Origin of the sequence: Shewanella sp. 10N.286.45.A1, assembly GCF_041470405.1 — a bacterium.
GTDB lineage: Bacteria > Pseudomonadota > Gammaproteobacteria > Enterobacterales > Shewanellaceae > Shewanella.
This window is the reverse complement of record NZ_JBFRMK010000144.1, coordinates 1-16,275: the sequence shown is the minus strand read 5'-3', so window position 1 is coordinate 16,275 and position 16,275 is coordinate 1. Positions and strand designations below refer to the sequence as shown.

The 16,275-nt window shown below is 42.4% G+C and carries 8 protein-coding genes; all 8 read left to right on the top strand.

Features of this window, described 5'->3' with window-relative positions; genetic code table 11:
• Window positions 1-30: 30 nt before the first annotated feature.
• The 8 genes from pepN to pyrD all read left to right on the top strand — a co-directional run bounded on the left by pepN (window position 31) and on the right by pyrD (window position 16,243).
• The gene (pepN, locus tag AB4238_RS11885) at window positions 31-2,592 is read left to right on the top strand and encodes an aminopeptidase N (protein ID WP_372033637.1); all 2,562 of its coding nucleotides are present in this window, start codon (window positions 31-33) and stop codon (window positions 2,590-2,592) included.
• A gap of 86 nt (window positions 2,593-2,678) precedes the next feature.
• Entirely contained in the window at window positions 2,679-2,909 is a 231-nt protein-coding gene (locus tag AB4238_RS11880) for a DUF2835 domain-containing protein (protein ID WP_372033636.1), read from the top strand.
• Between the two features lie 318 nt (window positions 2,910-3,227).
• Window positions 3,228-5,291, top strand: coding sequence for a DUF1302 domain-containing protein (locus AB4238_RS11875; protein WP_372033635.1), 2,064 nt, complete (start codon window positions 3,228-3,230; stop codon window positions 5,289-5,291).
• An 18-nt stretch (window positions 5,292-5,309) separates the two neighbouring features.
• Window positions 5,310-6,674 carry a DUF1329 domain-containing protein gene (locus AB4238_RS11870; RefSeq protein ID WP_248974619.1) on the top strand — a complete coding sequence of 455 codons (1,365 nt, stop codon included), beginning with the start codon at window positions 5,310-5,312 and terminating at the stop codon, window positions 6,672-6,674.
• A 50-nt stretch (window positions 6,675-6,724) separates the two neighbouring features.
• A complete protein-coding gene (locus AB4238_RS11865; RefSeq protein ID WP_372033634.1) occupies window positions 6,725-7,741 on the top strand; it encodes a WD40/YVTN/BNR-like repeat-containing protein in 1,017 nt (338 codons plus the stop codon).
• Window positions 7,742-7,754: 13 nt separating this feature from the next.
• The gene (locus AB4238_RS11860) at window positions 7,755-10,058 is read left to right on the top strand and encodes an RND family transporter (RefSeq protein WP_372033633.1); all 2,304 of its coding nucleotides are present in this window, start codon (window positions 7,755-7,757) and stop codon (window positions 10,056-10,058) included.
• Between the two features lie 261 nt (window positions 10,059-10,319).
• The gene (locus tag AB4238_RS11855) at window positions 10,320-15,164 is read left to right on the top strand and encodes an NAD-glutamate dehydrogenase (protein WP_372033632.1); all 4,845 of its coding nucleotides are present in this window, start codon (window positions 10,320-10,322) and stop codon (window positions 15,162-15,164) included.
• Window positions 15,165-15,223: 59 nt separating this feature from the next.
• Entirely contained in the window at window positions 15,224-16,243 is a 1,020-nt protein-coding gene (gene pyrD, locus AB4238_RS11850) for a quinone-dependent dihydroorotate dehydrogenase (protein ID WP_371995377.1), read from the top strand.
• Window positions 16,244-16,275 lie beyond the last annotated feature (32 nt).

The window sequence follows — 16,275 nt, the reverse complement described above, 5'->3', positions numbered from 1 at the left end:
AACTTAAAAATGGAATTAGCAGGCCTAAAAATGACACAACCTCAAGCTAAATACTTAAAAGACTACCAAGCGCCATTATTTCAAATTACTCATATTGATCTCGATTTTTCTCTAGCGGGTGAAAACACGATAATTAAAGCCACAAGCTCGGTGGTCAGAGAAGGGGAACATGGCGAACCTCTGCGTCTTGATGGCGAAGATATTAAGTTGAAGTCAGTTAAAATAAATGGTGTTGAGAGCCCATATAAAGAACAAAGTGGCCAGTTGATTATTGATACTGATGAGCAAATTTTCCAGTTAGAAATAGTCTCAGTTGTCGATCCAGAGTCAAACACTAGCCTAGAAGGCTTGTACATGTCTGATGGGGCGTACTGCACCCAGTGTGAAGCTGAAGGGTTTAGGCGTATTACCTATTTCCTTGATAGACCAGACGTACTTGCGATCTATACCGTGCGTATAGAAGCAAACAAAACCGCATTCCCATTTTTGTTAAGTAACGGCAACCTTGTTGATAATGGTGATTTAGAAGGCGGTTTACATTTCGTAAAATGGCATGATCCGTTTCCAAAGCCTGCATATCTTTTTGCATTAGTCGCTGGTGACTTTGACCTATTAGAAGATGAGTATATAACCCGTAGCGATAGAGCCGTTAAGCTGCAGGTGTTTGTCGATAAAGGCAATCTACATAAAGCTCACCATGCAATTGCATCATTAAAGAAATCAATGCAATGGGATGAAACTCGTTTTAATCTTGAATACGACCTCGATATTTATATGATTGTAGCCGTTGATTTTTTCAATATGGGTGCAATGGAAAATAAAGGGCTAAATGTATTTAATACCAAGTATGTATTAGCAGATAAAGCTTCTGCTACCGATGATGACTATCACGGTATCGAGTCGGTTGTAGGTCATGAGTATTTTCATAATTGGACTGGTAATCGAGTAACTTGCCGAGATTGGTTCCAATTAAGCTTGAAAGAGGGGTTAACCGTTTTCCGAGATCAGGAGTTTAGCTCAGATGTAGGCTCTCGAGCTGTTAACCGTATACATGCAATTAAGGTGATGAAAAACCAGCAATTTGCTGAAGATTCCGGACCAATGGCTCATCCTATCCGCCCCGAGTCAGTAATAGAAATGAATAACTTCTATACCGTGACTGTTTATAACAAAGGGGCAGAAGTGATTCGCATGATGCATACCTTGTTAGGGGAAGATAAGTTCCAAGCAGGGATGGCGTTGTACTTTAAAAGGCATGATGGCCAAGCTGTGACTTGCGATGATTTCGTTGCGGCAATGGAAGATGCCAGCCAAGTTGATTTAGCGCAGTTCCGTCGCTGGTATAGCCAAGCCGGTACTCCTCAAGTCACCGCTAGCGAATCTTTCGATGATTCAACTAATTGCTATTGCTTAACATTGTCTCAAGAAACACCTGATACTCCTGGTCAAGCGGACAAATTACCACTGCATATTCCATTTGATATTGAGCTAATAGATAGCGAGGGCAATAGTCTCGTCAATCAGGTATTGGATTTTAAACAGCAAACTCAAAAGTTTATGTTTGAGAATATTAACACCAGACCCGTAGCTTCTTTATTGCAAGACTTCTCTGCGCCAGTAAAATTGGAATTTGATTACTCAATTGAACAGTTACTGCATTTAATGCGTTTCGCTAATAGCGAAGTGGCCAAGTGGGAGGCATCGGTATCCCTATTTAGCCAATCAATCTGGCAGTGTGTAGATAATTTGCAAAATGGCAAAGCGATGCATATAGATAGCCGACTTGTTGATGGCTTCAAAGGTGTACTGTTATCTGAGTCGTTAAATGAAGCGCTAATGGCTGAAATTCTTAACTTGACGAGTGCCAGCTCACTGATAGAGCAAACAGAGAGTGTTGACCTCGATAGTCTTGCCATCGCACGCCAATTTGCAGTCAATGAAATTGCTCAAGGTTGTGAAGATGAGCTGTTAGCTAAAGTAAGGCAGTTACAGAACATAGATAGTGCCGATGCTCGTGCACTAAAAAATGTCTGCTTAAGCTTATTGCTCAAGGTTGATGATAGTTACCGTCATTTCGCACTTGAGCAGTTTAACGCTGCCGATAACATGACTGATACCTTAGGTGCACTGACAGCGCTTAATGGCGACAGTTCAAGTGAGCGAACAGCATTAATGACAGCATTTGAATCTCGTTGGACAGATACCCCATTAGCTATGGATAAGTGGTTTAGCTTACATGCAACATTTGCCGATATTGCTTGTATTGATAAGCTCGAAGAACTTTTACAGCATGAAGGTTTTTCGATGTCTAACCCAAACCGTGTGCGCTCATTGATTGGTGTGTTCGCTGCAGCCAATACGTTTGAGTTTCATCGTAAAGATGCCAAAGGATATGACTTTTTAACCAAAGCAATTATCAAGCTCAATAAAGTCAATCCACAGGTAGCCGCGCGGATCATTACACCCTTGATTCAATTTAAAAAGTTTGATCAGCAAAGACAGGCGCTAATGCGTAAGTCTTTAGAGGATATTTTAGCAATAGATGAGCTATCAAAAGACCTCTATGAGAAGGTAACTAAAGCGCTATCATAAAGAGATAGCAACAAGTAAAATCTCAGCTTAAGCAGGACTAAGGCTCTGTTTAAGCTGAGACATTAATCATTATTCGAGAAGTCCAAGTGCAACAATCAAATCAAGTATTCCAATTCTCCTTAAATATCAGTTATGACGACTTTCTACCGTATTACCGTGGTCAAGTCACGAAAGTGGAGGTTGTCGATACGGCAGGAAGAACGTTATGGATAAGTGCTAGACATTTTAGACCGTTTTTTACTCGCTCAGGGATAAGAGCTTATTTTGAAATGGTCGTTGATGGTCAGGGAAATTTAATCCAACTTAATAAGATTTAGAGTAATTACTTAAAACGGTTGATTACTTTAAACGCAGTGCTTTAGCTATCTGTTAATTTATATAAGGTATTGTTATTAAATAATATATATTGACTAAATACCCTTCTAGTTACATTACTTAAATCTGATTTAAATACACTCCTCAAACCACCTTGCTAAATCCTTGTAAAATAGCGAAATCTTTTAAAGATTTTCACTATTTCATCCTTGCTCACTACGTATAAATGCTGTAACAATGGTGTTACCTGTAAGCTAACAGTATGTTGGTTATCAATTCCTATAACAAAAGAATCCAGCAGGTTACGGAGAGAAGCTAAAATGAAAAAGGTTAAAAACGGCTTTAACAAGTCGACGCTCGCTTTGGGGATAGTCGCGGCGCTCGGTTTTGGCATGTCAACAAGTGCCAATGCAGTCTCATTTAATTGGGGCGAAGTAGAAGGAACATTCGATTCAACCTGGACTGCTGGTGCGAGTTGGCGAGTAGAAGGGCGGGACTGGGAAAATCAAATTGGCAAGGTGAATCAACCTCAGTTTGATTGGTCGGGTTATTCTGCATTTGGGAACACCAAATATAGTTCAGCGGAAATTTGGGCTCAACCTGGTTCCTACTCAAGTAATGGCGATTTAAGTAATTTACTCTATTCGCAAGGTGATACCACATCTGAAATATTTAAAGGTCTGCATGAACTATCTTTGAAGTATCAGAACTTTGGTGTGTTTGCCCGTGCGATGTACTTCTATGATCGCAAACTCAATGATGGTAGTTACGACTTTAATGACCCTCTAACGGGTAAAGAATTCGACCCTTGTGAAGATAGCAAGGCATCAGAGGTTCAATGTAAAGATATTCGTTTGTTGGATGCATTCGTTTACGCTGACTTTGATTTTAATGATGGCGCAAACCCACTGTCGGTTCGTGTTGGTAATCAAGTGGTTTCATGGGGTGAGAGTACTCTTATTGCCCATGGTATTAGCTCTATTAATGCCGTCGACTTAAATATCTTGAATGCACCGGGTGCTGAACTTAAAGAAGCGTTTCGTCCACAAGGTATGGTTTGGGCATCTTTTGGGATCACGGACGATCTGTCGGTAGAAGGTTTCTACCAATACGATTGGCAGCCTGTATGGGTTCCAACACCGGGCTCTATTTTTTCTACCAATGATTTCGCGGGTTACGGTGGTTACAACCAAAATGCACAGTTAGGTTTTAACGCTAACCCAGATATGAATCTAGATTTCCTACTTTCTGAATACAACGCATTAGTTGGGATGGTTGGTTCTGGTCAAGTGGATGGTGCGACATTAGCGCAACTCGCACTTGCTTATCCAACAAAAGCCACGTTAGTGGAAGATGATGCATCGGCAAGTGATGACGGCCAATGGGGTGTGAAAGTTGGTTATTACGCGCCGCAGCTTGGTGAAACTGAGTTTGGCCTGTACTACATGAACTATCATAGCCGTCGTCCACTAATTAGTGGCACAACTGCAAACTTTACTCAAGAAGCGATTGGCCGAGATCTACAACGCCTAGGCGGTAAAGCACAGTCTGGCGAAGCAATGACTCGAGAAGACCTGCTAGCCTTAGAGACTTTCTCTAAAGCGCAAATTGTTTATCCTGAAGATATCCAGTTAATGGGCTTTAGCTTCAATACCCTTGTAGGCGATACGTCGGTTGCTGGTGAAATTGCTCACCGTTTGGATGAGCCTCTACAGATTGATGACGTTGAGCTGCTATTTGCCGCCATGCCACAACAATTGGCGAATGTGGATCCAAGCTTACCGTATTACAGGGCTGATCTTGACGGTATTTCACAGGTTGAAAATTATGGTCCTGGTGAGTATGCAGAAGGTTTCATTCGTTTAGATACTACTCAAGCTCAAACCACATTTACACATCTATTCGGCCCAACTTTAGGTACTGATAACCTGACTATGTTGGCTGAAATTGGTGGTGTTTGGATCCATGATATGCCGAGCTTTGACGAGCTTCGCCTTAACGGTCCTGGTACAGCACGTTCAGGTGGTAACCCTGATATGCCAGGGATTATCGAGGCGTTACATAATGGCCCTGAAACTAATCCATTCCCTACTGATTTTGCTTGGGGTTATCGTCTAGTTGCTAAAGCGGACTATAACAACGTATGGGGTGGGGTAAACGTCGCACCGCGGGTAATTTTCTCACACGATGTTGACGGCATTACACCGGATCCAATGTTCCTATTTACCGAAGGTAAAAAATCAGTCGCTTTAGGCGTTGCTTTTGATTACCAAAGTCGATGGGGCGCTGATATCTCTTACAACACGTTCTTTGGTGGTGTAGGAACAACGAATGCGATGGCTGATCGAGACTATGTATCGTTCAACATTAAGTACTCAATCTAAATCACAAGGACAATAATAATGAAGAATCTTGCGATATTGTCTGCCGCAGTCATGATGGCTTTAGGCGCTTCAAGCGCTGTTGCTAAAGTTTCTGACGCAGATGCTGCCAAATTAGGCACAGAACTGACACCGCTAGGGGCAGTAAAAGCTGGAAATGCTGATGGTTCTATCCCTGCGTGGGATGGTGGCATTACTAAGCCTGTTGCTGGCTATAGTAAAGGCATGCATCACCCGGATCCATTTCCTGGTGACAAAATTGAATTTACTATTACTAATGCCAACAAAGACAAGTACAAAGAATTTCTTAGTGATGGTCAGGTAAAACTGTTTGAGCTTTACCCTGAAACCTTCAAGATGAATGTGTATGAAACTCGTCGTTCAGCGTCAGTTCCTCAATTTGTCTACGATGCCACAAAAGCTAACGCGACTCGTGCTGAGCTGATTGATGGTGGTAATGGATTGACTGGTGCATCTATCGGTGTACCGTTTCCAATGCCTGAGAATGGCTTAGAAGTTATCTGGAACCATATACTTCGCTTCCGTGGTGTTGATATTAAAACCTCACGTAGCCAAGCTGCACCAACAGCCGGCGGTAGTTATACGCTGGTTGAAACAGCAGAAGAGATCCGTTTCCAATACTCTCGTCCAGAGATGACACTTGATAAATTGGCTAAAGAGAATACGTTATTCTTCTTTAAGCAAGTCGTGACCCAGCCTGCGCGTTTGGCAGGTACAGCACTGCTTGTTAAAGAGACCATGGATCAAGAGAAATTGCCTCGTCAAGCTTGGACATATAACACTGGTCAACGCCGAGTTCGCAAAGCGCCAAACGTAGCATTTGACACACCAGGTACAGTATCTGACGGTCTAAGAACAACTGATGATTTTGATATGTTTAACGGCTCGCCAGTGCGTTATAACTGGGAGTTAGTTGGTAAGCAGGAGCTTTATATTCCTTACAACGATTATAAGCTTCATTCTGATAAACTTTCATATGAGCAGATAGTGACTCCGGGTCACATCAACCCAGAGTATGTTCGTTATGAAAAGCATCGCGTATGGGTTGTGAAAGCAACACTTAAAGAGGGAATGCGTCATATATACAAAGCGCGTACTTTCTATATCGATGAAGACTCTTGGCAGGTATCTGTCGCAGATCTATACGACAACCGTGATGAGCTTTACCGTGTCGCGATTGCTCATGGTTTGAACTACTACGAAGTGCCAACTCAATGGAGTACGTTAGAAGTGTTCCATGATCTACAGTCTCGCCGTTATATCGCAATGGGGCTTGATAATGAAGGCCGTATGTACGATTTTGATGCAAAGTTGAGTGAAGGTAACTTCACGCCTGCTGCGTTAAGACGTGCTGGTATTCGTTAACCCACCTAGAGAGGGGCATTATGCCCCTCTTATTTTGAAAGGAAGTCTGTATGTCGTTTAGCATGCTTCGGTTTATCTCTGCCTTGAGTGTCGCCAGTATTTTTAATTCTGCTGCTGTATTGGCTCAAGAAAGTAAATTAGAACAACAAATACAACCTCTTGCTGCTCATTCACTCGTGCTTGATATCGCGCAATCTGGGAATACACTCGTAGCGGTTGGAGAACGCGGTCACGCATTTATTTTTGACAATCAATGGCAACAAGTTGCCACACCGACAGTCGCCCAATTAACCAAAGCATTCTTCATCTCTGAAAACAAAGGCTGGGCAGTGGGCCATGATGCCACGATATTGCAGACTAAAGATGGCGGTAAAACGTGGCAACTACAGATGCAATCTGCAGAGATTGAGAAACCCTTTTTAGATCTATTATTTTTTGATGAGAATAATGGTATTGCTATTGGCGCTTATGGTTTGTTTTACCGCACAGCCGATGGCGGTAATAACTGGATAAGCGAGTACCATCAAGAGCTACTCTTTGAAGAAGATGTCGCTTATTTAGAAGAACTTAAAGCTGAAGACGAAGCTCTGTATCTATCTGAACGTAGCACCTTGTTACCGCATTTTAATCGTGTCATCGCGCTTACTAACGGCCAACTGATTATGGTTGGTGAACTCGGACTTGTCGCCGTTTCCGCTGATAATGGTCATCATTGGCAAAAACAAAACTTTCCTTACGAAGGCTCTTTATTTAATGCGAGTGAAGTCGGTGACAATGTTTATGTAATGGGCCTGCGTGGACACCTCTTTAAATCACAAATTCAATTGGCTCAATGGCAAGAAGTTATGTTACCTGTTGATTCAACAATAAATGCGGGCGTAGCGCTCGATGATTCGACATTGCGCATTGTTGGAAACGCTGGAGTCGTTATTGATGTTACTGCGCAAGGTAACGCATCTTTGGTTGAGCAAAGACAGGGCGAAAATTTAGTCGCTATTGCTAAAGACATTGACGGTGGGCTCTGGGTCGCCGGCAATAAAGGTCTCATCAAGTTAGAACAAAAATAATAGGACCTGACGTATGTTAGATAAATTTGTAAATGGCATTGAAACCTATTTGTTTAGGCATCGCGCTTTCGTAATTTTTTTATTTATTATTACCACGTTTTTTTTAGGTTTACAGGCAAGTAACTTAAAAATGGACGCAGCGTTTGTAAAAAACATTCCTCTTAATCACAGTTACATGAAGACCTATTTAAAGCATCAAAAGCAGTTTGGTGGTGCAAACAGCATTATGGTTGCGGTCGAAGACACAAGCGGCAATATCTTCAATGCTAACTTTTTTGATTCGCTTAAGAATGTTCATGATCAGCTGTTTTTCATTCCTGGTGTAGATAGAGCGCAAGTAAAGTCACTGTTTTCCCCTTCAACTCGCTTTACTGAAGTCGTCGAAGATGGTTTTGCCGGCGGACCTGTAATCCCCGCAGACTTCACCACTACAGAGCAAGGATTATCAATTGTTCGCGGTAATATTGAAAAAGCTGGCATTGTCGGCCGCTTGATTGCTGAAGATTATTCCGCCGCTATGGTGAGTGCGCAGTTAATGGATTTTGATCCACAAACAGGTGAAGCGCTAGACACTTTGGCATTTGCTGAACAATTAGAGCAAGAACTACGTGCACAGTATGAAACTGAAGATATAAAAATACACATCATTGGCTTTGCTAAAATGGCCGGTGATGTAGCCGAAGGCGCGAAAGGAGTGTTGCTATTTTTCTTAATTGCAATTCTCGTCACCGCGGTTATGGTCTACTTTTTCTCTAAATCAATCGTGCTCACTATTTTACCCTTGGTGTGCAGTTTAACTGCTGTTATTTGGCAATTAGGCCTATTAACCGTAGTCGGTTTTGGTTTAGATCCGATGTCTATTTTGATCCCATTTTTAGTGTTCGCGATAGGGGTCAGCCATAGCGTACAGATGATCAATGCGGTCAAGCGAAGAGTGACTGACGGGCAAAGCACAAAAGCGGCAGCGGCATTAGCATTTAGAAGCTTGTTGATCCCTGGTGGTGTGGCGCTTCTATCCGATACTATCGGTTTTATGACGCTGCTAGCGATTGATATTGGTATCATTCGCGAACTCGCTATCTCTGCATCTCTTGGTGTTGCAGTTATTATTTTAACCAATCTCGTTTTGTTACCGCTTGTCATTTCATATACGCAAGTTCAGCCGCAAAAGAGCACTGGGCCAGTTAAGGAAAATAATATTTGGGTTAAATTGTCAAAGTTTGCAACGCCTAAATATGCAGTCTGGGTTTTACTTATCACCGCGGGTTTGTATGCGGTTGGTTTGCAGCAAGCTAATCAGATGAAAATCGGTGATTTGCAAGGAGGAGCACCAGCGCTGCACCTTGATTCCCGATATAACCAAGATACTTTTTTCATTACCGACAAGTTTTCAATTACTACCGATGTGATGACCATTATTGTCGAAGCATTTCCTGAAGCCTGTACCTATCACTCAGTATTAACTCAAATTGATGAGTTCGAATGGCAAGTCAGTAATACTCAAGGGGTCGAGTCAACGGCTAGTCTTGCGTCCGTCGCTAAAAGAGTCAACGCTGGCTTTAACGAAGGTAACCCCAAGTGGCAAGTCTTGCCTAGAAATACTGCGAGCCTTGTACAGGCAGTAGGGCGCGTTCCAACAACGTCAGGCTTATTAAACAGTGATTGTTCAGTGATGCCAGTTTATCTGTTCCTAAAAGATCACAAAGCGGAAACCATTGAAGTTGTTATCGACAAAGTTAATCAACTGCAGCAGCAGATGAATAATGATCAGCTTACATTTAAGCTAGCATCAGGGCCTGTTGGGGTTATGGCTGCGACTAATGAAGCGGTAGCAGAGGCACAACTGCCTATGATGCTGTATGTCTATGGTGCAGTGTTTGTTTTGTGTTTAATTAGTTTCCGTTCATTGCGAGCAACCATTGCGGTTATCTTGCCGCTCTATGTGGTTTCAACATTAGCGCAAGCATTGATGACCCAACTTGATATCGGTCTTGCTGTTAGTACGTTGCCAGTTATCGCGTTGGGTGTAGGTATTGGCGTTGATTATGGTATCTATATTCTGTCGACTATGGCGGTAAGACTCAGAGATGGTATGCCAGTGCAGCAAGCTTATTATGAAGCGTTAGTTGAGCGTGGTAGTGCGGTTATCTTTACCGGTCTAACACTGGCCATTGGCGTGAGTACTTGGTTCTTCTCGGCGCTTAAGTTTCAAATGGACATGGGAATATTGCTAACGTTTATGTTTTTAGTGAATATGCTAGGGGCAATAATTATCCTGCCAGCCATTACCGCGGTATTTTGGCGGCAACCCAAGTAAATAGGCGAAAAAGAGAAGCATAAGCTTCTCTTTTTTTTGCATAAAAAAACGCTATCAGCGATTGTTATTTCATCACAAGGCAATAAATGATGGCTAGCATTCTTTTTAGGAGGCTCTACCACTAAAATAGTTCTCGAATTATGGCAGATTTAGTAATAGACTTCGCGCTATGACCTAGGTCACAGAAATAGGCTCAGGTCAGATTTTGAAGCATCCATAAAAATTAAAAGCGCTGCCATAGCCCCCTAAGGAAACAGCAACATGGCCTTGAAAGATGCAATGCCTTCAGTACTACTAGAAAATGTAGTCAACCTTATTCACTCTAAAGTTCCGAATTCACAAGCAAAACAAGTAGATCAGTTTGCTACTTGCTTATACGCGCATATGTCGAAAGACGACCTCAATGCTCGTAATGACAGCGACCTTTATGGCGCAGTTTTGAGTCAATGGAACGCCCTTAATAAAACGTCTGTCGGCCAAGGCCACATTCGTGTGTTTAACCCAAGCCAATCCAAACATGGCTGGGAATCGAATCATTCCATTATTGAAATCATTCAGCCTGATATGCCTTTCTTAGTTGATTCTGTCGGTATGGCAATTAATCGACTTGGGATCACGGCACACATGATGCTGCACACACCAATGGCAATTGAGCGCAAAGATGGCTCCGTGACGCATGTCAGTTATAGTGCAGAAGATAAAGAGGGTGTCGACAAAGTCGCCGTCTTCTTAATTGAAATTGATCGTCAAAGTAGTGATACCGATATCAAAACGCTGACTAAAGAGATTGAGACAATCATTGCCGATGTTGCTGCCTCAGTTCAAGACTGGGATGCAATGTCTGCAAAGCTTGGAGAAACCATTTCTGAGCTAGCGACAAGACCTTACCCTGGTACTAAAGAAGAGCTTAGCGAAGCGACCAATTTTCTTCAGTACCTGAATAACCATCACTTTACCTTATTAGGTTACAGACGTTACGATTTACGTAAAGTGGAAGGTGATTTGGAGCTTGTCGCAGACAAAACCACAAGTTTAGGCTTGATGACTAAGTCAGCAAAAGCTAAAACTGAAACCGGTTTGATGTTATCTGACTTTTCAGAAAGTGCCCGCAAAGAAGCACTAGATACTAGTTTACTCGTATTAACGAAAAGCAGTGAGAAGAGCCGCGTTCATCGTCCAGCTTATGTCGATTATATTGGCGTTAAACGCTTTGACGATAAAGGTAACGTTATTGGTGAAGATCGCTTTATCGGATTGTATGCATCTAACCTATATAACCGTAGCCCTCGTGAGATCCCACTGTTGTCTGAGAAGGTTCAACGTGTACTTGATAACTCAGGTCTAACGCCACGCTCTCATGATTATAAAGCATTAATGCATATTCTAGAGACACTGCCACGGGATGAGCTGATCCAAGCAAATGTTGAAGAGCTTGCTCGAATCGCTCATGGCGTGCTTGAGATGCAAGACCGCGACAAACTCAAATTGTTTGTCAGAAAAGATGGTTTTGGCCGATTCTTATCTTGTTTAGTGTATGTATCGAAAGATCGCTATAACACTAAACTACGTGAAGATACTCAAAGAATTTTGGCACAACATTTTAATAGTAGTGAAGATGTGGAGTTTACAACATATTTCTCTGAGTCAACCTTGGCTCGAACTCACTACATTATCAAAGTTGATAACAATAATATGGATGTCGATGTGGCCGCGATAGAGAATAATTTAACTGAAGCAGCACGCTCTTGGGAAGATAAACTCGGTAGTGCACTAATCAGTACTCAGGGCGAAGAAGATGGCACTCGTCTCGTTAAGCGTTATGTCAACGCGTTCCCTCGGAGCTATAAAGAAGATGTATTACCAAGCTCCTCTGTTGTTGATGTACAACATCTTGAAGCGCTAGATGATGATCATAAACTTGGCATGCTGTTTTATCAGCCGCAGGAAACAGCGCTTAAAAATAGTAAAGTGCGTTTAAAATTATTCCATAAAGACGAGCCAATTCATCTGTCCGATGTCTTGCCGATGCTAGAAAACTTTGGTTTGCGCGTTATTAATGAACGCCCTTATGAGGTGATTACGGCCGAAGGCGACACATACTGGATTCTAGATTTCTTGATGACCACACAAGATGTCGCAACAGATGATCTTGCTGATAGCCAAGAGCGCTTCCAGACAGCGTTATCTCAAGTGTGGAAAAAAGAGTTAGAAGACGATGGCTTTAACCGCTTAGTTTTGTCTACTGGACTAACGGGACGTGAAGTGTCTGTGCTTCGAGCCTACGCTAAATATATGCGTCAAATTGACTCAACTTTTAGCCAAGCCTATATTGAAGAGACGTTTTCAAGTTATCCGCAAATCGCTGATTTGCTGGTTAAAATGTACATCCGTAAATTTAACCCTAAGTTGAAAACGCGTACATTAAACAAGTTTATTGAGCAGATTGATATCCGCTTAGAAGATGTTTCAAGTTTGGATGACGACCGAATTATTCGTCGCTATTTAGACCTTATCAATGCCACGAACCGAACCAACTTCTACCAAGTTGCTGAAACTGGTGAAGCCAAGTCGTATATCTCATTTAAGTTCGAGCCAGAGCTTATTCCGGAGATGCCTAAACCCCTGCCAAAGTACGAGATTTTTGTTTACTCTCCACGTGTAGAGGGTGTGCACCTACGTGGCGGCAAAGTTGCTCGTGGTGGCTTACGTTGGTCTGACCGACGTGAAGATTTCCGTACTGAAGTGCTTGGCCTTGTTAAAGCACAGCAAGTTAAGAATACCGTTATTGTTCCTGTTGGCGCTAAAGGTGGCTTTGTTTGTAAACAATTGCCGACAGAAGGTGGCCGCGAAGCTTTCTTCGCTGAAGGGCAAGAGTGTTACCGTCTGTTTATCCGCGGCTTACTCGACATTAGCGATAACATTATTAATGGCGAAGTAGTTGCTCCCGATAATGTGGTAAGACACGACGAAGACGATGCTTATTTGGTTGTTGCAGCCGATAAAGGCACCGCGACATTCTCGGATATCGCTAACGCAATCGCTGAAGAGTACAACTTCTGGCTTGGCGATGCATTCGCATCAGGTGGTAGTAACGGTTACGACCACAAGAAGATGGGCATTACAGCACGTGGTGCATGGGAGTCAGTTAAACGCCATTTCCGTGAAATGGGTGTGAACTGCCAAACAACAGATTTTACCTGCTTAGCTGTTGGTGATATGGCGGGTGATGTGTTTGGTAACGGTATGTTGTTATCTAAACATACACGTTTAGTCGCTGCGTTTAACCATATGCATATCTTCATTGATCCTAATCCAGATGCTGCAACCAGTTATGTTGAACGTGAGCGCTTATTTGCACTGCCGCGATCAAGTTGGGAAGACTATAACGCCGAGCTTATCTCGAAAGGTGGCGGAATATTCTTGCGCTCAGCAAAATCGATTCCAATGTCTGCTGAAATGAAGAAGATGCTGGGTAGCCAGAAATCATCAATGCCGCCATTAGAGCTACTTAAAGAGTTGCTTAAAATGCAGGTAGATTTAATTTGGAACGGCGGGATCGGCACTTATGTTAAAGCAACTAGCGAATCACACACTGAAGTAGGCGATCGAGCTAACGATGCTATTCGAGTGAATGGCGATGAAGTGAAAGCTAAAATCATTGGCGAGGGCGGTAACCTAGGCTGTACTCAGTTAGGTCGTATAGAATACTGCGCCAATGGCGGCCGTATGAATACCGATTTCGTCGATAACGTAGGCGGTGTTGATTGTTCTGATAACGAAGTTAACATCAAAATTTTGCTTAATGCACTAGTGGCTGACGGCGAAATGACGGTTAAGCAGCGTAACCGTTTACTTGAAGAGATGACGGATGAAGTCAGCCGCATCGTTCTGCAAGATTGTAAAGACCAGACTCGCACCATTTCAGTTACTCAGGTGCGCGGCGCTGAGCAGCTTAAAGAGCAGATCCGCTTTATTCATTACCTTGAGAAAGAGGGTAAACTCGACAGAGCGCTCGAATTCTTGCCAAATGAAGATGAGCTTGCTGACCGTTTAGTGAATGGTAAATCATTAACTCGTCCAGAGCTGTCTGTGTTGGTCGCTTACGCTAAGATGGTATTAAAAGAGCAGTTACTGACTTCAGAAATTACAGAAGATAGCTTCTTAAGCCAACTGCTTGTTGAGTACTTCCCTAAGCAGTTGCAAGAAAAGTACACCGTCAATATGGCTGCGCATCCACTACGCGGCGAAATTATTGCCACTTCATTAGCGAATGAACTCGTTAATGATATGGGACTTAATTTTGTACAACGTATGCAAGATGAGACAGGTGCCTCAGTTGCGGAAGCCGCTATTTGTTACACTATGGCTCGCGAAGTATTTGGTTTAGCTGATTTAACTAAATCTATTACCGATCTTAACGGTATTATTCCGGCAGTTGTGCAGTGTGAGATGTTGCATCAACTACGACGCAATATTCGTCGTGCTAGTCGCTGGTTCCTACGTCATCGCAATCGTAATCTTAATATTGAACAGACTATTGAGTTCTTTACTCCAGTCTTTGATGAACTTAAAGCGAACGTTCATCAGTATATGGATAACGATGAAGTGGCAGGTATTCGTGCTGAATCAGATGCATTGATCAAAGAGGGTGTACCTGAAGACGTAGCAATGGTTGTGGCTAATGTGAGCACTCTGTTCTCTGCATTAGACATTGCTCAAATCTGTGATCTCGAAGTTAAGCCAGTGCCATTGGTTGCTGAAACTTACTTTAAACTGGGTGCGAGTGTAGATTTACACTGGTTCCTTGAACAGATTAGTGCCCAGCCTGTATCAAACCATTGGCAAGCACTGGCAAGAGCCGCGTTTAGAGAAGAGCTTGATTGGCAACAACGTTCACTCAGTTCTGTAGTGTTAAGAACATGTACTGAAAGCTGTGATGCCAACAAGATCATATCGGAATGGATTGAATCAAATCAAAGCTTATTGGAGCGTTGGTTCCATATGCTGGCTGATTTCAAGACTTCGCAAAGCCATGAGTTTGCAAAGTTCTCAGTTGCCCTACGTGAACTTAATCTTTTGATCCTTCACTGCGAAGGTCAAAAGTAATCTGATTAAAATCAGAAGCCCTGGCAATTGCCGGGGCTTTTTTCGGTCTAGGAGAAAACATGTTTTATAAAATCGCACAAAAGTTCATGTTTCAGATGGATCCAGAACTGGCGCATAATTTTGCTATCGGCAGTTTAAAGTCTACTGGTAATTCACCACTAAACTGCTTTTATGCACAAAAAATTAAACCAGCCCCAGTTACAATGATGGGACTCACTTTTCCAAACCCTGTTGGTTTAGCTGCTGGTATGGATAAAGACGGTGAATGTATTGATGCTTTCCATGCGATGGGCTTTGGCCACGTTGAAGTTGGTACTGTTACACCGCGTCCACAACCAGGCAATGAACAACCAAGATTGTTTAGACTGAAGCCTGCTAAAGCGATTATTAATCGCATGGGATTCAACAATAAAGGCGTAGATAGCCTGGTTGAAAATCTTAAAGCGGTTAAATCTGATGCTATGGTTGGCGTCAATATTGGTAAGAATAAAGACACACCAGTAGAGCTTGGTAAAGATGATTACTTAATCTGTATGGATAAGGTTTATCAATATGCTGCATACATAGCAGTCAATATTTCATCTCCGAATACGCCGGGTTTACGATCGCTACAGTACGGTGATCTGCTTGATGATCTTTTAGGATCACTAAAGCAGAAGCAAAAAGATCTTGCTGAAAAGCACGGTAAATACGTACCCATTGCATTAAAGATTGCACCAGATCTTTCAAGTGAAGAGATTGAAAAGATTGCAGATTCACTCATTCGCAATGAGTTTGATGCAGCAATTGCCACTAATACGACTTTGACTCGCGATGGTGTGAGTGGTTTGCTCAATGCAAATGAAGCCGGTGGTTTGAGTGGTAAGCCTTTGAATTCATTGTCAACAGTGGTGATTAAACAACTCGCTGACTGTCTTAAAGGGCAAATACCTATTATAGGTGTCGGCGGAATTAACACTGCGGCAGATGCTCTTGATAAAATTGATGCCGGTGCTCAAATGGTGCAAATTTACTCTGGTTTTATTTATCAAGGTCCTCAATTAATAAAAGATATTATTGAAGCTTACCGTATAAAATAAAAGCTAAGCGATCGTATTTTATAATACAGATC